At 61.2% G+C, this 20,631-nt stretch carries 22 protein-coding genes, 1 pseudogene and 1 riboswitch; of the genes and pseudogenes, 10 read left to right on the top strand and 13 right to left on the bottom strand.

All coding sequences use genetic code 11. From position 1 onward, the window contains the following. Nucleotides 1-5: 5 nt before the first annotated feature. From ACW9H9_RS20275 to ACW9H9_RS20260, 4 genes are read right to left on the bottom strand one after another with little or no spacing between them, the layout of a single operon-like run. On the bottom strand, nt 6-731 hold the full coding sequence (locus ACW9H9_RS20275; protein WP_457344925.1) for an urea amidolyase associated protein UAAP1: 726 nt from the start codon (nt 729-731) through the stop codon (nt 6-8). Continuing rightward, nucleotides 728-1,492: an ABC transporter ATP-binding protein gene (locus ACW9H9_RS20270; protein WP_457344924.1), complete on the bottom strand. Its 765-nt coding sequence runs from the start codon at nt 1,490-1,492 to the stop codon at nt 728-730. Before ACW9H9_RS20270 ends, ACW9H9_RS20275 begins: the two co-directional genes overlap by 4 nt. After that, nucleotides 1,489-2,304 (bottom strand): ABC transporter permease, encoded by an 816-nt coding sequence (locus ACW9H9_RS20265; protein ID WP_457344923.1) that lies wholly within the window; start codon nt 2,302-2,304, stop codon nt 1,489-1,491. The genes ACW9H9_RS20270 and ACW9H9_RS20265 overlap by 4 nt, the downstream gene beginning before the upstream one ends. 11 nt (nt 2,305-2,315) lie before the next feature. Beyond that, nucleotides 2,316-3,383, bottom strand: a complete 1,068-nt coding sequence (locus ACW9H9_RS20260; RefSeq protein WP_457344922.1) for a putative urea ABC transporter substrate-binding protein — start codon at nt 3,381-3,383, stop codon at nt 2,316-2,318. 61 nt (nt 3,384-3,444) lie between these two features. Then, nucleotides 3,445-3,545: riboswitch (guanidine-I (ykkC/yxkD leader) on the bottom strand. A 319-nt stretch (nt 3,546-3,864) separates the two neighbouring features. Between ACW9H9_RS20260 and ACW9H9_RS20255 the strand changes: the two genes are divergently transcribed. After that, nucleotides 3,865-4,191 (top strand): hypothetical protein, encoded by a 327-nt coding sequence (locus ACW9H9_RS20255; protein WP_457344921.1) that lies wholly within the window; start codon nt 3,865-3,867, stop codon nt 4,189-4,191. On the opposite strand, the gene ACW9H9_RS20250 is transcribed toward ACW9H9_RS20255, so the two are convergent. Then, nucleotides 4,188-5,300 carry an enoyl-CoA hydratase/isomerase family protein gene (locus ACW9H9_RS20250; RefSeq protein WP_457344920.1) on the bottom strand — a complete coding sequence of 371 codons (1,113 nt, stop codon included), beginning with the start codon at nt 5,298-5,300 and terminating at the stop codon, nt 4,188-4,190. The genes ACW9H9_RS20255 and ACW9H9_RS20250 overlap by 4 nt on opposite strands. Before the next feature lie 135 nt (nt 5,301-5,435). Between ACW9H9_RS20250 and ung the strand changes: the two genes are divergently transcribed. After that, nucleotides 5,436-6,128 (top strand): uracil-DNA glycosylase, encoded by a 693-nt coding sequence (ung, locus tag ACW9H9_RS20245; protein ID WP_457344919.1) that lies wholly within the window; start codon nt 5,436-5,438, stop codon nt 6,126-6,128. A 23-nt stretch (nt 6,129-6,151) separates the two neighbouring features. Here the strand turns inward: ung and ACW9H9_RS20240 are convergent, their stop codons facing one another. From ACW9H9_RS20240 to ACW9H9_RS20225, 4 genes are read right to left on the bottom strand one after another with little or no spacing between them, the layout of a single operon-like run. Further along, nucleotides 6,152-7,189 carry an AbrB family transcriptional regulator gene (locus ACW9H9_RS20240; RefSeq protein WP_457344918.1) on the bottom strand — a complete coding sequence of 346 codons (1,038 nt, stop codon included), beginning with the start codon at nt 7,187-7,189 and terminating at the stop codon, nt 6,152-6,154. Then, the gene (locus ACW9H9_RS20235) at nt 7,182-8,696 is read right to left on the bottom strand and encodes a tripartite tricarboxylate transporter permease (RefSeq protein WP_457344917.1); all 1,515 of its coding nucleotides are present in this window, start codon (nt 8,694-8,696) and stop codon (nt 7,182-7,184) included. Before ACW9H9_RS20235 ends, ACW9H9_RS20240 begins: the two co-directional genes overlap by 8 nt. Before the next feature lies 1 nt (nt 8,697). Continuing rightward, on the bottom strand, nt 8,698-9,156 hold the full coding sequence (locus tag ACW9H9_RS20230) for a tripartite tricarboxylate transporter TctB family protein (RefSeq protein WP_457344916.1): 459 nt from the start codon (nt 9,154-9,156) through the stop codon (nt 8,698-8,700). 58 nt (nt 9,157-9,214) lie between these two features. Then, nucleotides 9,215-10,207, bottom strand: a complete 993-nt coding sequence (locus ACW9H9_RS20225) for a Bug family tripartite tricarboxylate transporter substrate binding protein (RefSeq protein WP_457344931.1) — start codon at nt 10,205-10,207, stop codon at nt 9,215-9,217. 378 nt (nt 10,208-10,585) lie between these two features. On the opposite strand from ACW9H9_RS20225, the gene ACW9H9_RS20220 reads away from it, so the two are divergent. Continuing rightward, on the top strand, nt 10,586-11,257 hold the full coding sequence (locus tag ACW9H9_RS20220; protein ID WP_457344915.1) for a response regulator: 672 nt from the start codon (nt 10,586-10,588) through the stop codon (nt 11,255-11,257). After that, a complete protein-coding gene (locus tag ACW9H9_RS20215) occupies nt 11,250-12,635 on the top strand; it encodes a sensor histidine kinase (RefSeq protein ID WP_457344914.1) in 1,386 nt (461 codons plus the stop codon). The genes ACW9H9_RS20220 and ACW9H9_RS20215 overlap by 8 nt, the downstream gene beginning before the upstream one ends. On the opposite strand, the gene ACW9H9_RS20210 is transcribed toward ACW9H9_RS20215, so the two are convergent. Further along, a complete protein-coding gene (locus tag ACW9H9_RS20210; RefSeq protein ID WP_457344913.1) occupies nt 12,636-13,457 on the bottom strand; it encodes an HDOD domain-containing protein in 822 nt (273 codons plus the stop codon). Nucleotides 13,458-13,493: 36 nt separating this feature from the next. Continuing rightward, the gene (ygfZ, locus tag ACW9H9_RS20205; RefSeq protein WP_457344912.1) at nt 13,494-14,435 is read right to left on the bottom strand and encodes a CAF17-like 4Fe-4S cluster assembly/insertion protein YgfZ; all 942 of its coding nucleotides are present in this window, start codon (nt 14,433-14,435) and stop codon (nt 13,494-13,496) included. Nucleotides 14,436-14,575: 140 nt separating this feature from the next. Between ygfZ and ACW9H9_RS20200 the strand changes: the two genes are divergently transcribed. Continuing rightward, nucleotides 14,576-14,830: an FAD assembly factor SdhE gene (locus ACW9H9_RS20200; RefSeq protein WP_457344911.1), complete on the top strand. Its 255-nt coding sequence runs from the start codon at nt 14,576-14,578 to the stop codon at nt 14,828-14,830. Next, entirely contained in the window at nt 14,814-15,260 is a 447-nt protein-coding gene (locus tag ACW9H9_RS20195) for a hypothetical protein (RefSeq protein ID WP_457344910.1), read from the top strand. The genes ACW9H9_RS20200 and ACW9H9_RS20195 overlap by 17 nt, the downstream gene beginning before the upstream one ends. Here the strand turns inward: ACW9H9_RS20195 and ACW9H9_RS20190 are convergent. Continuing rightward, nucleotides 15,229-15,420 (bottom strand): annotated as a pseudogene (locus tag ACW9H9_RS20190) (L-aspartate oxidase); the annotation flags it as partial. The gene ACW9H9_RS20195 and the pseudogene ACW9H9_RS20190 overlap by 32 nt on opposite strands. 43 nt (nt 15,421-15,463) lie before the next feature. Here ACW9H9_RS20190 and ACW9H9_RS20185 point away from each other — a divergent pair. Continuing rightward, complete coding sequence (locus ACW9H9_RS20185; RefSeq protein WP_457344909.1) at nt 15,464-16,921, top strand: tyrosine-type recombinase/integrase; 1,458 nt, start codon at nt 15,464-15,466, stop codon at nt 16,919-16,921. A gap of 39 nt (nt 16,922-16,960) precedes the next feature. Here ACW9H9_RS20185 and ACW9H9_RS20180 read toward each other — a convergent pair whose 3' ends face one another. Then, entirely contained in the window at nt 16,961-17,206 is a 246-nt protein-coding gene (locus ACW9H9_RS20180) for a protein L (protein WP_457344908.1), read from the bottom strand. 305 nt (nt 17,207-17,511) lie between these two features. On the opposite strand from ACW9H9_RS20180, the gene ACW9H9_RS20175 reads away from it, so the two are divergent. The 3 genes from ACW9H9_RS20175 (at nt 17,512) to ACW9H9_RS20165 (ending at nt 20,451) form a co-directional block, all read left to right on the top strand. Further along, nucleotides 17,512-18,177, top strand: a complete 666-nt coding sequence (locus ACW9H9_RS20175) for an HNH endonuclease signature motif containing protein (protein WP_457344907.1) — start codon at nt 17,512-17,514, stop codon at nt 18,175-18,177. A gap of 854 nt (nt 18,178-19,031) precedes the next feature. Further along, on the top strand, nt 19,032-19,955 hold the full coding sequence (locus ACW9H9_RS20170; RefSeq protein WP_457344906.1) for an HNH endonuclease: 924 nt from the start codon (nt 19,032-19,034) through the stop codon (nt 19,953-19,955). Nucleotides 19,956-20,046: 91 nt separating this feature from the next. After that, nucleotides 20,047-20,451, top strand: coding sequence for a hypothetical protein (locus tag ACW9H9_RS20165; RefSeq protein WP_457344905.1), 405 nt, complete (start codon nt 20,047-20,049; stop codon nt 20,449-20,451). Nucleotides 20,452-20,631 lie beyond the last annotated feature (180 nt).

Genomic DNA, 20,631 nt, shown 5'->3' with positions numbered 1-20,631 from the left:
GGTCCTCAGGCGAACAGACGGTCGGTGTTGATAAAGCCACGCTCGTTTTCCGGGCGTGAGGTGCGGCAGTGTTCGGCGACGCTGGGGTCGGCGTTCATCCAGGCAAGCTTTATCGGTTGCGGGGCGTAGTCGGGGTTGGGGTCCATGGGGTGTTGCAAGGCGGTGAGCACCACCAGGGTGTCCATGGGCGCGTACAGCTCAATGAAGTCCCCGGCGCGGGAATTGTTCGGCACAAAGTGCAAGGTGCCGGCCTCGTCCACGCTGACTTTGCTGAACAGATTGAGGGTCATCAGCAGGTCCGACAGCCCCAGGCCCCACTTGCCCAACTCCACCAGCAGGTTGTCGGTGCCATTGCGGTAGAAGCCGTTGCGCCGTTCCTGAAAGCGGCCCTCGCCGTATTTTTCGGCGACTTCGGCGGCGCACAGCACGCCGCCGATGCTGTCGCTCCAGCCGCAGGTGTCGGCGGTGATCGCGGCGAGGACGCGGCCCATGTCCGAGTACAGGCAGTGGCCGCTGGTGAGGCGGGCGGTGTGTTGGCATTTGAGGCTGTCGGGCAGGTTCAGCCGTTCGGTTTTTTCATGGGCGTTGAGCAGGGTCAGGCTCACATTGGCGCCGCCGCGAATATCGGTGAGGCGCAGCAGTTGGCCGCGCTTGAGCACAAAGGAGCGGTGGCCGCCGCCGGGCAGGGTTTCTTCGGCGAACGGGGGGAACTGCAAGGTGGAATCGGTCATTTGGAAATCACTCCAAGCGTGTCGGCGAGGGCTTTGTAGCGCTCGCTGTTCAAAGGGATGTCATAGGTGATGCGCGCGCCATAGGCGCCGGGCGCGTGCGGGTCCAGGCGCACCTTGTCGAACACCAGCAGGCGGGTGCCGAGGCTGAAGCCTTCGCTCAAGTCGTGGGTGACCATGAACACGGTCAACCGGGTTTCGCGCCACAGCTCCAGCAACAGCTGGTGCATGTCTTTGCGGATACCCGGGTCGAGGGCGCCGAAGGGTTCGTCCAGCAGCAACACGCGGGGCTTCATGATCAACGCCTGGGCGATGGCCAGCCGCTGTTGCATGCCGCCCGACAATTGCGCCGGGTACTTGCCCAGTGCGTGCCCCAACCCCACCTTGTGCAACAGCGCGGCGGCCTGTTCGCGGGCGGCGCTCTTGGCGCTGCCAAACAACCGGCCGAGCAGCGGCGAGCGAGGCAGTTCCAGGCCCAGGGCGACGTTGTCCAGTACCGTCAGATGGGCGAACACCGAGTAGCGCTGGAACACCACGCCCCGGCTGGCATCGGGTTCGGCGGCCAGGGGTTTGCCGTCCAGCAGGATCTGGCCCCGGCTGGCGGTTTCCTGGCCCAGCAGCAGGCGCAGGAAGGTCGACTTGCCGCAGCCCGACGTGCCCACCAGCGTGCAGAACTCACCCTCGGCCACCTGCAGGTTCAAGCGCTCCAGCACCACCTGGTCGCCGTAGCGCTGCCACACATTGTTGACGCTGATAAAACTCATGCCCGCGCTCCTTCGTACCAGGGGAACGCACGCCGGGTGAGGGCCTTGAGGCCCCAGTCCATCAGCCAGGCGAGGAGGGTGATCCACACCACGTAGGGCAGGATCACGTCCATGGCCAGGTAGCGGCGCACCAGGAATATCCGGTAACCCAGGCCGTCGGTGGAGGCGATGGCCTCGGCGGCGATCAGAAACAGCCACGCCGAACCCAGCATCAAGCGCAGGGCGATCAGCAGGCGCGGCAGCAAGTACGGCAACACCACGCGCAGTATCAAGGTCCAGGTGGAGGCACCCAGGGTCTGCGCCTTTACCAGCACTTCCACGGGAATGTCCCGCGCCCGCTGTTCCAGGTCTCGCGCCAGGGCCGGGGTGACGCCGATGACGATCAGCATCACCTTCGACAATTCCCCAAGCCCCATCACGATGAACAGGATCGGCAGGATCGCCAGCGGCGGCACCATCGACAGCACCGTCAGCAATGGCGACAACGGCGCACCGAACAGCGGCAAGGTGCCGGCGGCGATGCCCAGGCACAGGCCAGCCAGGGCGCTGATGCCCAGGCCGATGGCCAGGCGACGCAGGCTGGCGGCGCTGTCTTGCCACAGCAGGTACTCGCCGGTGCGGGTGTCGGCGGTGAAGGCGTAGCGTTTTACCGCGTCACTCATTTGTGCGGCACTGGGCAGCAGTTTGTCGTTGGGGTTGTCGGCCAGCCGCTGGGCCGACCCCACGAAGTAGGCGAACAGCAACAGGGCGAACGGCAACATCACCAACAGCAAGCGGCTGGAGCGGTGCGGGTGACGGTTGATCAGGCGCATGGCCGGTCCTCTTACAGCTTGCCGTCGGCGGCCAGTTGTACGTAGGTGGGTTCAAAGTGCAGCTTGAGGTTGGCCGGGTCGCCGCTGTTCACGCCGCCCGCGAAGCTCATGCCCACGGCGCTGCTGTCCTTGGCCCCTTCGCCGAGCAGGCCGTGCTCGAAGGAAAATTCGGCCACCTTGCGCTGGGTGGCGGGCAACTGCTTGCTGGTGGCGAAGGCCAGGGTTTCCTGCGGGGTGGCGAACAGTTGGGTGGTAGCCAGTTGCGACTCAAAGCCCTTGAGGTCGGTGCCCGAGGCCTTGGCCATGTGCGTGAGCGCGTCGATACTGGCGGCGTTTTTTGCGTTCATCAGCGCCACCACTTCAAACCACGCACCGGTCAGCGCCTTGCCCAGGGCCGGGTTGTCTTTGAGGGTCTGGGTGTTGACGACCATCATGTCCATGATCTCGCCGGGCACTTGGCTTGAGTCGAACACTTGGGTCACGCCGGGCTTGGCCTTGATCTCGGAGAGCATCGGGTTCCAGGTGGTCACGGCCTTGACGTCGGCGGTGTTGAAGGCCGCGGCGATGTCGGCGTCGGAGGTGTTGACCACCTTCACGTCTTTCTCGGTGAGCTCCGCCGATTCCAGCGCCCGGGCCAGCAGGTAGTGGGACACCGAGAGTTCCACCAGGTTGACGTTCATGCCTTTAAGGTCGGCGACGGTCTTGCCTTCGCCCTTGATGACCACGCCGTCGTTGCCGTTGGAAAAGTCGCTGACCACCAGCGCGGTGCTGTCCACGCCACCGGCGGCGGGGATGGTCAGGGCGTCCATGTTGGTCATGGTGCAACCGTCGAACTGGCCAGCAGTGTACTGGTTGATGGACTCGACGTAGTCGTTGAGCTGCACCATGTCGATGGTGATGCCGTACTTCTTGGCCCACTTGTCGAGGATGCCCTGGCTGCCGGCGTACTCCCACGGCATCCAGCCCGCGTAAATGGTCCAGCACACGCTGAAGTGGTCTTTGGGAGCGGCCTGGGCCGAAACGCTCACCACGGCGGCAAAGGCGGCGGCGAGCAGGGCGGGTAAACGGATGGACGGCATGGGTGGTTCTCCAGTTGATCAAGGGCGAGCAGGAACAACGCGGCACCGTGAACGGTGGCTTGTCTCCCGGGCTTTTGTCCCGCCGTGTAACCTCAACTGGAGGTCGCCAACTCTCGGACCAGACACCCGCGTGAGCGAGTCGGAACCCTAGTCAGCCATTTGCAAATTGTGGTGCCGCGAATCGGTAATGAGGCCTGCACGCCAGAGGTAAAGCGAGAGTCGTGCCAAGTGCCGCGCAGGGGGCTGGGCAGCGGGGTCGCGGGGCGTGGGCAGGGTTTTGCGCCCAGGCGGCGCGTTGTGTTGGTGCGCGGTTGCACCGCAATGAGGCGAGAGCGGCGGTGGGCGGCTAAATGTATCGATGTATTACTGAATCGCACCAGATTCGGATTTTGTTGTCAGATATTTCGTCAGTCAGCAAAAGAAAACTGACTGCTGCCCCCAGCGTCGCTGGGTGTGCCCCTTCGCGGTCCAGGAGGCCGCCATGTATCGTCGATTGCTGCTCAGCGCTGTGCTTGGTTTGTCGTTGTCTGCCTGCGTGCCGTATTACGGGGGCGGCGGTACTTACTATCGTTCCGAGGTCTACACCGCCCCGGCACCGGCGTATTACTACGGCGGCCCCGGCTATGTGTACGGGCGCAGCTATTACGCCCCATCCCCGCGTTATTACCCGGCGCCCCGCTATTACCAGCCGGGGCCGCGCTACTACTCGCGCCCGGGTTATCGGCCTTACCCGAACCAGGGGTGGGACAGCCGCTGGGGCAATGGCGGCGGGCACAACGGCGGGAGCGGCCACGGCGGCCACCGTTAAACGCCGGACAAGTCCGCCAGCGGGTGCCGGCCTTCCCACACCTTGTGAAAATGCGCCTGCACCACCGCATCCGGGATGGCGTGCACATCCGGCCAGTGCCAGCGTGGCTGGCGGTCCTTGTCGATCAATTGCGCGCGCACCCCTTCGGCGAATTCCGGGTGGCGGCAGCAGTTGAGGCTCAGGGTGTATTCCATCTGGAACACTTGGGCCAGCGACAGGTGCCGCGCCCGCACAATTTGTTCCCACACCAGGTGCGCGGTCAGGGGGCAGCCCTCGCTCAAGGTCTTGCCTGCGCGGGCGAACAGCGGGTCGCTGTGATCGCGCAACAGGCTCAAGGCCCGCCAGGCGCACCGCACATCGCCCACGTCCAGCCAGGCATCAATCTGCGCCCGGCGCGGCAGCCATTGGGCTTCTGGCTGGTGGCTCGCTGCTTCGTGGGCCAGGGCCTTGAGCAGGCTGTTGAGTTGCAGGTCGGTCTGTTCCTGCCAGTTGAGTTGCAGCAGGCCATCGAGCAGTTCGTCTTGTTGATCGTCGCGCAGCAGGCGGTCGGCCAGGCCCAGGTCCAGGGCGTCGCGCCCGTTGAGGTGGGCGCCGGTGAGGCCCAGGAACAGGCCGAGCTTGCCGGGCAGGCGTGACAGAAACCAACTGGCCCCGACGTCCGGGTACAGGCCGATGCTGATTTCTGGCATGGCCAACCGGCTGCTGGGCGTGACGATACGAATGGCCGCGCTTTGCAACAAGCCCATGCCGCCACCCAGCACATACCCGTGGCCCCAGCAGATCAGCGGCTTTGGGTAGGTGTGCAGGCGGTAGTCCAGGCGGTATTCGGCGGCAAAAAATTGCGCGGCCAGCGCGGGCGCTTCACCGGGGTGCTCGCGACAGGCCTGGGCGAGGCTGCGGACTTCGCCGCCCGCGCAAAACGCCTTGGGGCCGTTGCCGCGCAGCAGCACGCAAACAATCTGCGGGTCGCGGGCCCAGGCGTCCAGGCGTTCGCCCAGGGCCAGGATCATGGGCAGGGACAGGGCATTGAGGGATTTTTCGGCATCCAGGCTGGCCACGCCGATGCGTGCGCCATCGGTGCCGGTCAGCTCTTCGAAGTGCAGGTTCATCATGGCCTCAATCGGTGGAGTGAAGGTTGAGTATGATCGCTTCGCGGGAAACTGCCGGTTGTGCGTCAGATCAATTGACAAGCGGGGTGTGCTTTCCTAGGGTTCGCCCATTCTTTTTTACAAGACGATTCAATCATGACCGATGGCGACCGTATCAAACTCGAACCCAGCTGGAAACACGCCCTGCGGGATGAGTTCGACCAGCCGTACATGGCCGAGCTGCGCGAGTTCCTGCGCCAGGAGCATGCCGCGGGCAAAGAGATCTACCCGCCGGGCCCGCTGATTTTCAACGCGCTCAACTCCACCCCGCTGGACAAGGTCAAGGTGGTGATCCTGGGCCAGGACCCCTATCACGGCCCGGGCCAGGCCCACGGGTTGTGCTTTTCGGTGCAGCCGGGCGTGCCCACGCCGCCGTCGCTGGTCAACATTTACAAAGAGCTCAAGCGCGACCTGAACATCGACATCCCCAACCACGGCTGCCTGCAACGCTGGGCCGACCAGGGCGTGTTGCTGCTCAACACCACCATGACGGTGGAGCGCGCCAACGCCAACGCGCATGCGGGCAAGGGCTGGCAGTTCTTTACCGACCGCATCATCGAGGTGGTCAGCGAGCATCAGCCACACCTGGTGTTTTTACTGTGGGGCGCCCATGCGCAGGGCAAGCAAAAGCTGATCGATGCCACCAAGCACCTGGTGCTGAAGTCGGTGCACCCTTCGCCGTTGTCGGCGTACCGCGGGTTTCTGGGGTGTGGGCATTTCAGCCACGCCAACAAGTTTCTCGAGCAGAACGGCCAGGCGCCGATTGAGTGGCGCCTGCCGTCGATGTGAAGCCGCCGCGGACCCGAGCGGGTCTACGGCGTGCCGGGCTGGCGGTTCCAGTGCCGAAACAACGGCTCGGCCAAAAACAGCACAAACAGCAAGCGCATGACCTGCATCGCGGTCACCAGCGGCACCGAGAGTTGCAGGGTTTCGGCCGTCAGGCTCATCTCGGCAATGCCGCCGGGCATCATGCCCAGCGTCAGTGAGCGCAGGTCCAGGTGGGTCAGGGCACTCAGGCCCACCGCGGCGAGGGTCGCCAGGGCCATGGTCAGGGCCGTGCCGATCAGGGTGCGGCCCAGGAACGACGGTGCCCGCCGGAAGAACTGGCGGTTGAAGTGGCAACCCAGGCCGCTGCCGATCAGCCATTGGCCGACCTGGCTGCCGCCGTCGGGCAGGCCGATGTGCAGGTCGCCGAGCACGCTGGCGGTGGCACTCACCAGCAACGGCCCGAACAGCCAGGGGTTCGGTTGGCGCAGGCGCTGCCAGCCCAAGGCCACCAGCGCGCCCAGGGGAAACAACAGCGCCAGCCAGGCCCAGCTCACCGGCGCCGGATGAAACTGCGGCATGCCGCCCTCCAGCACGTACTTGAAAATGGCCGGTACACACAGCACCACCGCCAGCACCCGCAGGCTTTGCCCCGCCGCCACACGGCTGAGCACCGCGCCGTTGCGCGCGCCGAGGTTGACCATCTCGCCGGAGCCGCCCGGCATGCTGGAGAAAAACGCAGTGGCGCGGTCTTCACCGCTGCGGCGCATCAACCACACCCCCACCCCGCTTGAGAGGGTGGTGATCAGCGCGCCAAAAAAGATCAGGCCAAAGTGGCTCGTGACCTGCTCGATCACCACTGGGGTGAAGTGCAGGCCAATGCCGATCCCCACCACCCATTGCCCGACCTTGCGCCCGCCGGGAATTTCGGCCAACTGCCAAGGCGTGAGGCAACGCACCAGGATGATCGCCAGCAGCGAGCCGACCATATACGGCAAAGGCCAGCCGACAAGGCTGGCCAGGTAACCGCCGGCCAGGCCGACCAGCGGTGTTCCCCACCATTGTTTAAAGGTGGCGTCAGACATCGGCCACGGCACGACGCTGCTGTGAACGCTTGCGGTAGATACGCACCAGCGGGAAGGTCAGCATCAGCGCGGTCAACACCCACACCCCCATGGCGATCGGGCTGGACCACAGGATCTCCAGCGCACCGTTGGAAATCGACAGCGCCCGGCGCAGGTTCTGTTCCATCAGGCCGCCGAGGATAAAGCCCAGCAACACCGGCGACAGCGGGAAGTCCAGCTTGCGCAGGATGTAGCCGAAGATGCCGATACCGATCATCAGGAACAGGTCGAACGTGGTGGCATGCACCGCGTACACACCGATCGCGGTGATGATGGCGATCACCGGCACCAGCGCCCAGTTTGGCACCGCCAGGATGCGGGTGAAGATGCGGATCATCGGGATGTTGAGGATCACCAGCATGATGTTGGCGATGAACAACGAGGCGATCAGGCCCCAGACGATGTCTGGCTGCTGTTGGAACAGCAGCGGGCCCGGGGTGATGTTGTACAGCGACAGCGCGCCGATCATCACCGCCGTGGTGCCCGAGCCGGGTACGCCCAGGGTCAGCATCGGCACCAGGGCACCGCAGGCCGACGCACCAATGGCGGTTTCCGGTGCGGCCAGGCCGCGCATGTCGCCCTGGCCGAATTTGCCGCTGGCTCCGGCCATGCGTTTTTCTGCCATGTAGGCCACGGCCGACGCCAGCGTTGCACCGGCCCCGGGCAGTACGCCCATGATGAAACCCAGCAGGCCGCAACGGATATTCACCACGAACACCGCGCCCGCTTCCTTGAGGTTGAACAGCATGCGCCCGGTGGCTTTCACGGCTTCCTGGCCACGGTGGGTTTTTTCCAGCAACAACAGGATCTCGCTGATGGAGAACAGGCCCAGCACCAGCACCACAAATTGAATGCCGTCGGTGAGGTGAATGTTGTCGCCGGTGAACCGGTACACGCCGCTGTTGGCGTCGATGCCCACGGCCGACAGGAACAGGCCGATCAGCGCCGCCACAAAGGTCTTCAGCGGCTTGTCACCGGCCATGCCGCCCAGGCACACAATCGCGAACACCATCAGCACGAAGTATTCGGCGGGACCAAAGGCAATCGCCCATTTGGCCAGCAGCGGCGCGAACAGCACCATGCCGCAGGTGGCGATAAACGCGCCGATGAACGAACTCCACGCCGACAGTGACAACGCCACCCCGGCCAGGCCTTTGCGGGCCATGGGGTAGCCGTCCAGGGTGGTCATCACGGTGGAGGCTTCGCCCGGGATGTTGAGCAGAATCGAGCTGATGCGGCCGCCGTATTCGCAGCCCAGGTACACCGCGGCCAACAGGATCAGCGCCGACTCCGGCGGCAGGCCCAGGGCAAACGCGATGGGGATCAGCAGGGCCACGCCGTTGATCGGGCCCAGGCCCGGCAGCAGGCCGACAATGGTGCCGATCAAGGTGCCCGACAGCGCGGTCACCAGGTTGTAAGGGGTCAGTGCAACGCCGAAGCCCTGGCCCAAGTAGCTGAACGTATCCATATCAGTTCTCCAGAACGTCGAGCAGGCCGAGCGGCAGCGGAACGTCCATTGCCTTATCGAACAGCAGGTAAAGGCCGATGCTCATCAGGGTGATGATCACCGCGCCCGGCAACCAGCGACCGCCGTACAGGCGTGCCATGGGAATGCCTACCAGCATGCTGCTGAGAATGAAGCCCAACGGCTCGAAGGTGCCGGCAAACACCAGCAGCAGAACCACGCAAATGCCGATCTTGACCAGGGTTTCGCGGTCCAGCGGCGGTTCTTCGTCGGTGTGTTTGGTGGGCTGCGGGCGAACCAGCATGTAGATCAGGCCTGCGCTCATCAAACCGAGCATCAGCAGCGGGTAGGCCCGGGGCCCCACGGGTTCGTAGGAAAACGACGCCTGGTACGGCCAGGCCATCAGCGCCAGGCCTGCGCAGACCAGCAACATCACCAAGGCAAAAATGCGTTGTGCGAGCATGTAAAACTCCTTGGCCACACCCCGCCTGGGCGAGGTGTGGCCGGGCGAACGGGGGCGATTACTGGATCAGGCCGAACTCTTTGGCCAGCACTTTGTAGTCAGCCACCTGTTTCTTCACGTAGGTGTCCAGTTCCGGGCCGGTCATGGCGAACGGGAACAGCTCGCGCTGGTCACGCAGCTTGGCGAACTCCTCGGAAGCCAGCAGCTTGTCGAACGCTTCTTTCCACCAGGCGTAGTCTTCGTCGCTGACTTTTGGCCCCAGGTAGAACCCGCGAACCACCGGCCAGACGATGTCGTAGCCTTGCTCGCGGGCGGTCGGGATGTTTTTCATTTCGGGCTCGTCCAGGCGCTGCTCGGCGAACACGGCCAGCAGGCGCATGTCACCGCTCAAGATGTGCGGCATGGAGTCGGAAATGTCGGTGCTGCCCACCTGGATATGCCCACCCAGCAGGGCGGTGGCGATTTCACCGCCGCCTTCCAGGGCCACGTAGCGCAGGTCACGCGGGTTGATCCCGGCAGCCTTGGCGATCAATGCGGTTTGCATCCAGTCCTGGCTGCCCACGGTGCCGCCGGAACCGATGACCACGCTGCCCGGGTCTTTCTTCAGGGCTTTGACGAGATCGTCGAGGGTCTTGTAGGGAGAATCGCTTTTTACCGCGATAGCCCCGTAACTGGTGCCGACCGCCGCCAGCCAGCGCACGGCGCTTTCATCGAAGCGACCAAACTTGCCCTGGGCCAGGTTCAGCAGCGAACCGCTGGACCAGGCCACCAGGGTGCCTGCGTCGGCCGGGCGCTGGGCGACCACTGCGTTGTAGGCCACTGCACCGACGCCGCCGGGCATGTAGGTCACGCGCATCGGCTTGGTCAGCACTTTCTCGTTGACCAGCGCGCTTTGCGCCAGTTTGCAGGTCAGGTCGAAACCGCCGCCGGGGGAGGCCGGGGCGATGCATTCCGGGCGCTTGGGCTCGGCACCGGCGGCCAGCAGTTGGCCGGCGAACAGCATGCAGCCAGCGGCCAGGGCGAATTGACGCAGTGAAAGGGTCATGTCGATCTCCATCATTGTTGTTATGGGGGGCAGCGATTAGCGTCGTGCAGCGCAGGCGCACTTCACCCGCATCGGGCGACGAGAGGGTGCAACGCAAAGGGGGGGACGCGGGACTTGGCGCCGTCAAGGACGGTCTGCGCCTGGGGCTGTGTGGACAGCATCGTCGGGGGACTCCGTTATTGTTCTTATTGGACGAAAACGCATCGAGGCGTTTTTCGGGTGCAACGGGGAGGGCATAAGCCACTGTCGCTGGATGCTAAAGGGTGAAGCTTTCACTAACCTTTCAGCGCGACTTTCAACGTTTGCGGGCTTCACAGCGCAGGCAGCAGCGGTAAACTCGCGCCCAAAGTGTGGCGACGACCACCCCCTACGAGGTACAAAAACATGCGTGTCCTTTTGGTCGAAGATCATTTGCAGTTGGCCGAAAGCGTGGCCCAGGCGCTCAAGAGCACGGGCTTGACCGTGGATGTGCTGCACGACGGTGTGGCGGCCGACCTGGCCTTGGGCTGCGAAGAATACGCGGTGGCGATCCTGGATGTGGGCTTGCCGCGCATGGACGGTTTTGAAGTGCTGGCCCGGTTGCGCGCCCGTGGGAAAAACCTGCCGGTGCTCATGCTGACGGCGCGCAGCGATGTCAAAGACCGCGTGCACGGCCTGAACCTTGGGGCTGACGACTACCTGGCCAAACCCTTCGAGCTGACCGAGCTGGAAGCCCGGGTAAAAGCCCTGTTGCGCCGCAGCGTACTGGGCGGCGAGCGCCAGCAGGCCTGCGGCGTGCTGGTCTACGACCTGGACACCCGGCGCTTCACGCTGGCCGGCGAGTGGCTGGCCCTGACCTCCCGCGAGCAAGCGGTGCTGGAGGCGCTGATCGCCCGCCCGGGCCGGGTCATGAGCAAAGAACAACTGGCGTCCCAGGTGTTTGGCCTGGATGAAGAGGCCAGCCCCGATGCCATCGAAATCTACGTGCACCGCCTGCGTAAGAAACTTGACGGCCAGCCGGTGGCCATCGTGACCTTCCGGGGCCTGGGCTACCTGCTGGAAGCCCGCGATGCATAAGCCCAGCAGCCTGCGTTGGCGCCTGCTGTGGAACCTGGCGCTGCTGTTGGTGGTGTTGATGATCGCCAGTGGCTTGAGCGCTTACTGGAACGGTCGCGAAGTGGCCGACACCGCCTATGACCGCACGTTGCTGGCGTCGGCCCGCACCATTGCCGCGGGCCTGTCGCAACGTGACGGCACGCTCAGCGCGGACGTGCCCTACGTGGCGCTGGACACCTTTGCCTACGACAGCGCCGGGCGGATCTACTACCAGGTCAATGACATTCACCAGCAATTGATCTCGGGTTACGAAAACCTGCCCGGCCCGCCGCCGGGCACGCCGCGCACCGACGACTACCCGGCGCTGGCACGGTTCTACAACGCGCGGTATCAGGGCCAGAACGTACGGGTGGTGAGCCTGCTCAAGGCGGTGTCCGAACCGAACATGAACGGCATGGCCGAAATCCGCGTGGCCGAAACCGACGAAGCACGCGTGAGCATGGCCCGCAGTCTGATGGCCGACACGTTGCTGCGCCTGGGCATGCTGGCGGTTGGCGCGTTGCTGCTGGTGTGGTTTGCCGTGAGCGCGGCGTTGCGTCCGCTGGAGCGCTTGCGCACGGCGGTGGAAGAACGCCAGCCGGACGACCTGCGCCCGCTGCCGCTGGTGGAAGTGCAGCACGAACTGGGCCCGCTAGTGCGCTCGCTGAACCACTTCACCGAGCGCCTGCGCGGGCAATTCGAGCGCCAGGCGCAATTTATCGCCGACGCCGCTCATGAATTGCGCACGCCGCTGGCGGCGCTCAAGGCCCGCTTGGAGCTGGGCTTGCGCGCCGAAGACCCGGCCACCTGGCGCAGCACCCTGGACACCGCAGCCCAGGGCACCGACCGCCTGACCCACCTGGCCAATCAATTGCTGTCGCTGGCACGCATCGAAAACGGCGCCCGGGCCATTGCCGAAGGCGGCGCGCAGCTGCTCGACCTCAGCCAGCTGGCACGCGAACTGGGCATGGCCATGGCGCCCTTGGCGCATGCCCGGGGCGTGGCGCTGGCGCTGGAGGCGGACGAGCCGGTGTGGATGCGCGGCGAGCCGACCTTGTTGAACGAGCTGTTGAGTAACCTGGTGGACAACGCCCTGGCGCATACGCCGCCGGGCGGCAACGTGATTTTGCGCGTCACGTCACCGGCCGTGCTGGAGGTGGAGGACGACGGCCCGGGTATCCCGCTCAACGAGCGCGACCGTGTGTTCGAGCGCTTTTACCGCAGCAACCAGCAAGGCATGGGCTCGGGGCTGGGGCTGGCGATTGTCGGCGAGATCTGCCGGGCGCACCTGGCCCAGATCAGCCTGCATGATGGCGAGCGGGCGGGGTTGAAAGTGCGGGTGAGTTTCAGTGCGGGCTAGTCAATAAAACATCGACCGCGCTTCATCCAGGTCGGCCATGAACGTGCGGTTTTCCGGGCTGACCCGAAGTTTCTTGAACGCCGGCAGGCTGGCCAGCGCCACGTTTGCCAGCGCGTGGCCGGTGCCCCGGTGGCAATACAGCGCGGCCACTTGCACGATGTCGATGTAGTCCAGCCGTTCGGAGTCGCGCTCAAGGTTCTGGTAGTGCCCGGGCAGGTTGGCGAGCATTTCCGGGAAGTCCCAGCCGTGCAGCAGCTTGTCGCCCAACAGCGGGTGAATGCTTTCGATCACATGGTTGAGGCTGACCGGGTCGGACAGCAGCTCGTAGTGATCCTCGGCGTACGTGAGGATGGGCAGTACGCCAATCTGATGCACCAGCCCGCCGAGCGCGGCCTGGTCGGGCTTGAGCTGGCTGTGGTTGCGGCACAGCGCGTAACTAACGCCCGCCACTTCCAGGCTGCAACGCCACACGTCACGCATTTTCTGTTCGACCACTTCGGAGCGGGCGTGGAAGATCTGTTCCATCACCAGGCCGATCGCCAGGTTGCTGCTGTAGTTGGTGCCCAGCCGCGTGATGGCGGTGTGCAGGTCGGTGACTTCCTGGGTGGCGCGCAGCAGCGGGCTATTGACCACCTTGATCAGCCGCGCCGACAGCGCGGTGTCGCGGCCGATCACTTTGCTCAGGTGGCTGATGCTGATATCCGGGTCTTCGGCGGCCTGTCGAATCTTGAGGGCCACCTCGGGTAACGTCGGCAGAACCAGGTCATCGTTATCGATGGCCGCAACCAAAGCCTGTTGGACTTTTTCCGCCAGCTTGTTCATTCGTGATCTCTACGGTGTTGCAAAAAAGTACGACGATCAGCGCTGGATCTCGCGGTCACGGTCCAGCGTGTAGGGCAGGTCGAGCAGCTTGAGGCCCGGGCCTTCCAGTGTGCCCAGGTGCACATCGCCACTTTGCGCGGCTTCGGCCTGGAGCACGGCCAGCAGTTCCACTTCGTTGCCCGCGTGTGCGGCCAGCACCACTTCGCCGATGGCGCTGGCGTGGCTGGCAGAGAACAGCGGTGTGCCGGGCGCTGGAAGCTCGCCAGCGGCCAGGTTCAGGCGGTACAAGTGGCGCTTGAGTTTGCCCAGGTACTGCATGCGCGCGACGATTTCCTGGCCGGTGTAGCAGCCTTTCTTGAAGCTCACGCCGCCTACGGCCTGCAGGTTGAGCATCTGCGGGATAAACAGCTCGCGCGTCTGAGGCATGACCTGGCCGATGCCGGCACGGATCTGGCCCAGTAGCCATGGGTTCAGGTCGCTTTCTTTCAGCTGGGCGACCAGTTGGCTGTGCAGCGTTTGCGCTTGGGCGGCGGGGGCCCACAGCTCGGTGCGGCCGGGCGACACGCGAATCGCGATGAGGTCGCCTGCGCGCACCACACTGTCGGTTTCGGCGGGCAACTCAAGGCCCAGGCTGGCCAGGGCCTGGTCAGCGTCCACCAGGCCAAAACGCACCCAGGCAGCGCTTTCGTCGGTGAGTTTGGACTTGGAGAACACGGCGTACTTTTTCAGGTCGGCCAATTGCGGTTCCAGCAGTTCGCTGGCCATGGCCAACACCACGCCATCTCCTTGCAACAGGATGCGAAAGCTGGACTGCATGCGCCCTTTTTGGGTGCAGCGCGCGCCCAGGCTGGCCTGGGTGTCGCTCAGGTAATTGAGGTTGCAGGTCAGTTGGCCTTGCAGGAACTTGGCCGCATCGGCGCCGCGCACGGCAAGCACGCCTTCGTGGGACAGGGAGCAGAAGAAAGCAGAGTCAGCCATGGGTCATCGCAGGTAGAAAAGTCAGTGGGGTGCATCATAGAGGGGCGCCCGGTAAATGGATAGTTGCCAGATGCCGACCAACGCCGACTGTTCGGGTGCCCTCGGGTCTGTATACTTGCCGCCTATTTGAGGAGCGCTCCATGGTCGAAGATGTAGAACTCAACCGTCTTTACTGGCACAGCCGCCGCGGCATGCTTGAGCTGGACGTCTTGCTGGTGCCGTTCGTCAGGGAGGTTTATGCCACCCTCAACGAGGTCGACCGTGAATGTTATCGCAAGCTGCTCGAGTGTGAAGACCAGGACATGTTCGGCTGGTTCATGGAACGTTCCGAGTCGGACGACCCCGAGTTGCAGCGTATGGTTCGCATGATCCTGGACCGTGTCCAGCCCAAGTAAGATCTTTGAATGCCGCTGGCAGGCCTCACGGCTGTTGCTGGCGGCGTATCTGATCGCCCAGGTGTTCGCCTTGGGTGCGTGTTTGTCCCTTGATGTGCGGTTCTCCTCCCTTGGCATTCTGCTGTGCCTGGCCCACGGGGCCTGGGTGTTGCCGCGCCACATTTTGCTTACGCACCGTTCGTCGATTCGTGGTTTGCGCCGCGACGCGCAGGGCTGGCAGCTATGGAGCGCCGCGCGCGGCTGGCACAGTGTGCAGTTGCGCCCCGACAGCCTGGCGCTGCCGCTGATCGTGGTGCTGCGTTTTCGGGTGCCGGGGCAGTGGTGGACTCGCGCGATCTGCGTGCCCCGTGACGCACAGGCCGCCGACCTGCATCGGCGCCTGCGCGTACGCCTGAAGTTCAGCCGCCGTAGGTGGCTGGCACCAGAATAGTGTCGCGGGCTTCGTCCAGCATGTGCGGGTAGTCGAGGGTGTAATGCAGGCCCCGGCTTTCCTTGCGCTCCATGGCTGAGCGGATCATCAGTTCGGCCACCTGCGCCAGGTTGCGCAGTTCGATCAGGTCGCGGCTGACTTTGTAGTTGCTGTAGAACTCGACGCGATGAGGCTAAACCCAATGGATACAGGGGTTTCAGCCGATGATCATCAACCAACGCTCCCAAACTGGGACAAACCTGTTACAAACTGCCCTCGCCAAGCCGTACCACTATCGCCGGTCTGGTCGCTACTACCTTCGCCTTCGCCCTCAAGGCACCAATAAGGGCTGCTTCACGCTATCGCTCAGAACCACCGACAAGGCCACCGCAATGACCATCTCTCAAGAAATCCTCCAGACCCTCAAGGCCTTCCACTTTGACAACCCAGAGGCCACTTGGGACGAACTCCGGGAGCGTCTGATCGACATCGCTGAGAGTTGCTTAACGATGGCCCATGGGGATGGTTCATTGGTGGCCTACGAGATGATCCACGATGAGCAGCATGTTGCCCTTCGAGAGGCCAGCGCCAAGCTACCGCTGAGCGTCAATCAACAAAGGGCCGTGAGCAAGGCATTGGAGATCCTTGAGGCAGCTCAGGAGCGCTTGGAAGGCAGGCCGGGGAAGCTGGTCGAGATCGTAAGGGACCTCAAGGGTGCATCTTGTGGCACGTCTGTAGCTCTGTCTCCGTCCCTATCTGTTTTACCGTCTGAGACATCAAAGCCACTGACCTTCAAGACCCTCTCAGGGCTCTACATGGAAGAACGCAAGGACAACATTCAGGCCAGCACCATGCGGGACGTGAGGTCATCCTGTGAGGCTATCGGAGCAATCCTCGGTGACTTGGACTTGAAGACCCACACGCGGGAGCACATGAAGAACCTCAGGGACAAGCTCCTTGAGGATCGTAAGCCTTCTACGGTTAAGAAGATCCTGAATCGACTGTCTACGGTCATGGACTGGGCGGTGAATAACGATTACATCGCTAAGGCGCTGACAGATGGCCTGAGCCCTACGAAGGGTACTGATAGCTCTCGTGAGGCGTTCTCTCAGGATCAGGTAAAGGCGCTCATGACCTATGCTAAGACGCTCCCGGTGGACTCATGGCAACGCTGGGCATTGTCCCTTGGGGTCATCGCTGGGACCCGTATCGAGGAACTCCGGCAGTTGACCAAGGCGGACATTAAAGAGATCCCAGGCACTGACGGCAAAGGTGTCTGGGTCATCGACATTAATAGGAACGATGGTAAGACAGCCAAGACCAAGAATGCGCTCCGGGTCCTGCCGCTGACCGATGGCGCTTATGGGTTTGATCTAAAGGCGTTTCTTGAGTTTGTCGAAAAGGCCGACTCTCAACTATTCAAGTTGGGAGCAGGTCAGTTCTCTGCGGTTCTCAATGGAGCCCTTCGGGAAGTCTTGGAGTTGAAAGCAGACAGGACCCAAACCTTCCATTCATTGCGTCACTCGCTGGCTGGCGCATTGAAGGCCGTTGCGACTCAAGTGGAGATTAATGAGGCAATCTTGGGGCACGCTTCAGGTTCTATCAGTAACGACCTGTATGGGGCCGGGAGTTCTGTGGAGGTAGGGCGGATGGCTGAAGCGCTGAAGACAGCACTCAAGTAAAGGCACACCGATATAGCACCACCGATGCGCCTTGAGAAATCATTCCCCGGTGGTGTTTGTGCGCACGTTCAATTTCCAGCTAACGGCGCCTTGTGCCGCAGAATGCTGATGATGATTCTGAGGTGGGAATGGATCATCTGCATTTGACGTAACTTCCTTTTTACAGCCCGTGCAGCGATAGATGCCCGATACGGGGACTTTGTCACTCGGACCGTATGTCTTCGTCCACCATGTTTTATTTCCATCACTCTTGGCTAAAACACTGCTATCAATCCACCAGCTCATAACACACTCCTTGTTGGTTGAATGGGGATACTTCATCAAGCGTGGCGAGAGTGTCAATAGGCTATTATTGAATTGATTCTTGCGCACCGAAACGGATGTCCTCGTGGGTAACTTTGAGCAATCCACCAACCCAGCACTTGATCGCGTTCCTATGAGAAATCCGAGCGACTTGCTGGGTCCTGGCTTTGCTGCATGAGCGTATCAGCGTGGGTTTACTGGCCTCGAAGGGTAGGAAACTGGTCGTAGGATTTAAAACCCTCACTATGGCCACAGGCACACCAACTACCCAACACAGGAGACCAACCATGACCACGGCAACCAAGATCAAGCTTCAAGGCACCAATGTATCCGTATGCCTCTTGCCACCCATTGAGATCCTTGAGGCCCGCTATAAGCTCAGTGACGACCATGAGGGCATCGTAGCGCGAGACTTCAAGCTCATCCCCGGAAAGACCCGTAGGGGAACCTCAGAGGGCGACCCAGTGGGCACCTACTCGAATAGCTCGCTACGCCAGCAAGTTGAAGTAACGTGGATGGACAGAGACACCAAACATAAAATCCGAGTCCAGAAGTCTCGCATTGTTTATCGAATGGCTCACGGGGAGTTTGATGAGTCTTTGGTTATTGACCATATCGACGGCAATCCAAACAACAACCATCCGCGTAACCTACGACCGCTGACCTATCATGAGAACTTCGGTAACCGTGCATCCGCTCTTAAGGAGAAGTACCCAAAGAAGGATCCGCACCTTCCTACTGGCGTGACCCGTGATTACAAGTTCACCTCAGGTGTTCGGTATATTGGGAAGACCACGATCAAAGGGGGCACCCATATGAACTACTTTGAGAACCCCCGAGCTGCCCAACATTGGCTCGCTCAGGTCAAGAAGGACAACTTGGGTGATACGGCTCGTAGAGACTCCCAAGGGTTCATCATTGGGGCACCTAATCGGATGAAGGTCATGCAATAGCCCCATGGTCAGTATCCTCACTATGGCTACACAGATTCCTACCGGGCTCCAGCACGGACCCGACCTGAGACCACCGAGTGTCAAGTGCGACCACCTTCAAGGTGACACGCCAACACTCAACTGTCCCCGGTAAGCAGACCTTCGCGTCTGGCTCCAGTAGGAAGGAGCGAACATTGATACTGTCACTCGTTAGTCGATACCCCTCAAGGGCACCGCTGAGAGACCTTGCACGGGATTGGGGCCACCGTGTATTGCTCAATGTTTGCGGGGGCCTTTAACTTAAAGGTTCTAAATATTACTCATTGAATGATTCTGTAATTATCATCTTTAAATAATCTAATAATAAAAATTAAAGGGGCTTATAGATAGTTCAATTAACTTAATTTGAGTCTAAGAAGTTAGGGGGGCGACCATGAATACCCAAGGCTGCGGATCGTGGATTGCAAGAACCGGCGTAAAGCAGCGACTGGATTTTTGGAGATGGCCTTTGGTCAGCCTCGCTTGACGGGTTCTACACTGACAACTGGAGCAGGCTCTGCATTCGCTTTCACCATAACCGCTTGAACGATGGCATAGTCGGTGCTCAGATCCTCTCTTCGGCGCTTGGCTGCTCCTAACTCATACTCAGCACTTGAGTCATTGCCTCGGATCATACGCTTACGGGAGATAACCACGCTTGTAACGGGGTCAGTGCGAAGGATGTGCCCGGTCTTTCGGATGCTCGGTAGGACTGCCTCAGTGGCACGATTGCGGAAGGGTGCAGAGGGTGTAGCAATCAAGCAGCGTCGATATCTAAAATAGCTTAGTGTGACACTCGCGGCCTTCAAAGGCCTAAAATAAGCTTTGGAGCCTAAATGACTCACGGACCCACGCATATCCCTTCCAGAGGTATCTGCATATACTGCAAGCGCTCAGGAGTACGTCTAACGGATGAGCACATCCTGCCTTACTTCATTGGTGGTGCCCACGTACTAAAAAATGCGAGCTGTGATGACTGCGCAAGAATAACATCAAATTTTGAGCGAGAAGTTTCGAGGGAGCTATGGGGGGACGCGAGAGTAGCTTATAACGCCCCATCCCGACGCAAGAAAAAGCGTCAAAAGTTCATCTTAATGCCGGATCGATATAACCCAGGTCAGAAGCTTCGTATTCCTCCAGAGGACTATCCTGCTGTAATGGTTTTCTATCGAATGCCTAAAGCCGGAATACTGCAAGGGCTTCCCGAAGAGGTAGATCTTTCCACGCAGTGGCAACTTTCATCGCCTACGGACACAGATAAGATTGAACGCTTTACAGCTAAGTATGGCCAACCTCCAGTCATGAGTTTTAAAAATGTCCCAGATAGTTTTGCGCGTCTTCTGACTAAAATAGCCTATGGCCAAGTTTTGTGCTCGCTCTCCCCTGATGACTTTCGCCCAATTTGCTTACCGTACATTCTCGGTCTGAAGAAAAACCTATCTTATATCGTAGGAGGAAGGTGGAGTTATCCTGAGATGAAGCCTGGACTCGGATATGAGTTGAGAACGAATTGCATTAAGTTTCCGGGGAGATTGTTGATTATGGCAGAGATTCGGATACTTCCGAACAATGGAACCCCTGCATATCATGTTTTGGTAGGCGACGTTGAGGGGGAGACTGAGGCAAATAGAATCTTTGAAAAAATCGAGGCAACGTATTCAGTCGATGTCACGGATATAAATTTGTATACGCCAATTGTAGATGATGCGTTTCACTGGATGCCTTCAAAATGGCCTCTTCCAGCTTGGGAGCATCGCTAAGATCCTTTCGACCGCCCCAAGTACCGAGAGCGTCTCTGCGACCAAGCCAACTGGAAAGCCTGTAGAGATCGCTAAGGATCTTATCGACATCTTGACGCTGAACATCAACCAGACCGCAGGCACGACCCTTGAAGACTTCGTGGTCCTGCTGCCTGCGTCCCTACTGGCCATTCTTGAGCTTGCTGCTCAGCGTGCCGGTGTCGAGGATATTGAGGCTCTGATCGGGACCTCTGTGCAACCTTGCAGCGGCACTGACTACGGTCTGTTCATGCTGCCTAAGATGTTCACTTCGCTGAGCGAGCGCGAAGGCCGTAACGATGACGTATGGAAAATCCAAGCCACCCGCAATGGTGCTCATCAGTGCTGGGAAGTAGAGATCATGGCAGTCGTAGACATCGTGGCAAACGGCAAAGCCCGTGTGAAGCTGACTGCTGATGACCTCCAGGCCGAGGCTGTGGTTTTCCCGATGATCACCAATATAATTTTGACCGCCTAAGGTTCAGGGTTACCAAGAGTAATGTACGTAATGTACCCCTTATGCCCTAACGCCTAACCACCACCCAAACAGGAGGACCTACAAATGACTGCTCGGTGGTCTACCTTCAAAGCGGTTATCCGGTGCGTTGGCAAACCACCGTTCGACTTACAGATTCCTTGGGCTACTTCTGGTCACCTT

This window comes from Pseudomonas sp. SDO5215_S409 (genome assembly GCF_054071325.1).
Note: the sequence above shows the minus strand (reverse complement) of the source record. Positions and strands in the feature narration are given on the sequence as shown.

Bases quoted from the DNA above. Each gene is read 5' to 3' on its own strand.
- ACW9H9_RS20275 (WP_457344925.1), bottom strand. From the start codon at position 731: ATGACCGATTCCACCTTGCAGTTCCCCCCGTTCGCCGAAGAAACCCTG.
- ACW9H9_RS20270 (WP_457344924.1), bottom strand. From the start codon at position 1,492: ATGAGTTTTATCAGCGTCAACAATGTGTGGCAGCGCTACGGCGACCAG.
- ACW9H9_RS20265 (WP_457344923.1), bottom strand. From the start codon at position 2,304: ATGCGCCTGATCAACCGTCACCCGCACCGCTCCAGCCGCTTGCTGTTG.
- ACW9H9_RS20260 (WP_457344922.1), bottom strand. From the start codon at position 3,383: ATGCCGTCCATCCGTTTACCCGCCCTGCTCGCCGCCGCCTTTGCCGCC.
- ACW9H9_RS20255 (WP_457344921.1), top strand. From the start codon at position 3,865: ATGTATCGTCGATTGCTGCTCAGCGCTGTGCTTGGTTTGTCGTTGTCT.
- ACW9H9_RS20250 (WP_457344920.1), bottom strand. From the start codon at position 5,300: ATGAACCTGCACTTCGAAGAGCTGACCGGCACCGATGGCGCACGCATC.
- ung (WP_457344919.1), top strand. From the start codon at position 5,436: ATGACCGATGGCGACCGTATCAAACTCGAACCCAGCTGGAAACACGCC.
- ACW9H9_RS20240 (WP_457344918.1), bottom strand. From the start codon at position 7,189: ATGTCTGACGCCACCTTTAAACAATGGTGGGGAACACCGCTGGTCGGC.
- ACW9H9_RS20235 (WP_457344917.1), bottom strand. From the start codon at position 8,696: ATGGATACGTTCAGCTACTTGGGCCAGGGCTTCGGCGTTGCACTGACC.
- ACW9H9_RS20230 (WP_457344916.1), bottom strand. From the start codon at position 9,156: ATGCTCGCACAACGCATTTTTGCCTTGGTGATGTTGCTGGTCTGCGCA.
- ACW9H9_RS20220 (WP_457344915.1), top strand. From the start codon at position 10,586: ATGCGTGTCCTTTTGGTCGAAGATCATTTGCAGTTGGCCGAAAGCGTG.
- ACW9H9_RS20215 (WP_457344914.1), top strand. From the start codon at position 11,250: ATGCATAAGCCCAGCAGCCTGCGTTGGCGCCTGCTGTGGAACCTGGCG.
- ACW9H9_RS20210 (WP_457344913.1), bottom strand. From the start codon at position 13,457: ATGAACAAGCTGGCGGAAAAAGTCCAACAGGCTTTGGTTGCGGCCATC.
- ygfZ (WP_457344912.1), bottom strand. From the start codon at position 14,435: ATGGCTGACTCTGCTTTCTTCTGCTCCCTGTCCCACGAAGGCGTGCTT.
- ACW9H9_RS20200 (WP_457344911.1), top strand. From the start codon at position 14,576: ATGGTCGAAGATGTAGAACTCAACCGTCTTTACTGGCACAGCCGCCGC.
- ACW9H9_RS20185 (WP_457344909.1), top strand. From the start codon at position 15,464: ATGATCATCAACCAACGCTCCCAAACTGGGACAAACCTGTTACAAACT.
- ACW9H9_RS20180 (WP_457344908.1), bottom strand. From the start codon at position 17,206: ATGAGCTGGTGGATTGATAGCAGTGTTTTAGCCAAGAGTGATGGAAAT.
- ACW9H9_RS20175 (WP_457344907.1), top strand. From the start codon at position 17,512: ATGACCACGGCAACCAAGATCAAGCTTCAAGGCACCAATGTATCCGTA.
- ACW9H9_RS20170 (WP_457344906.1), top strand. From the start codon at position 19,032: ATGACTCACGGACCCACGCATATCCCTTCCAGAGGTATCTGCATATAC.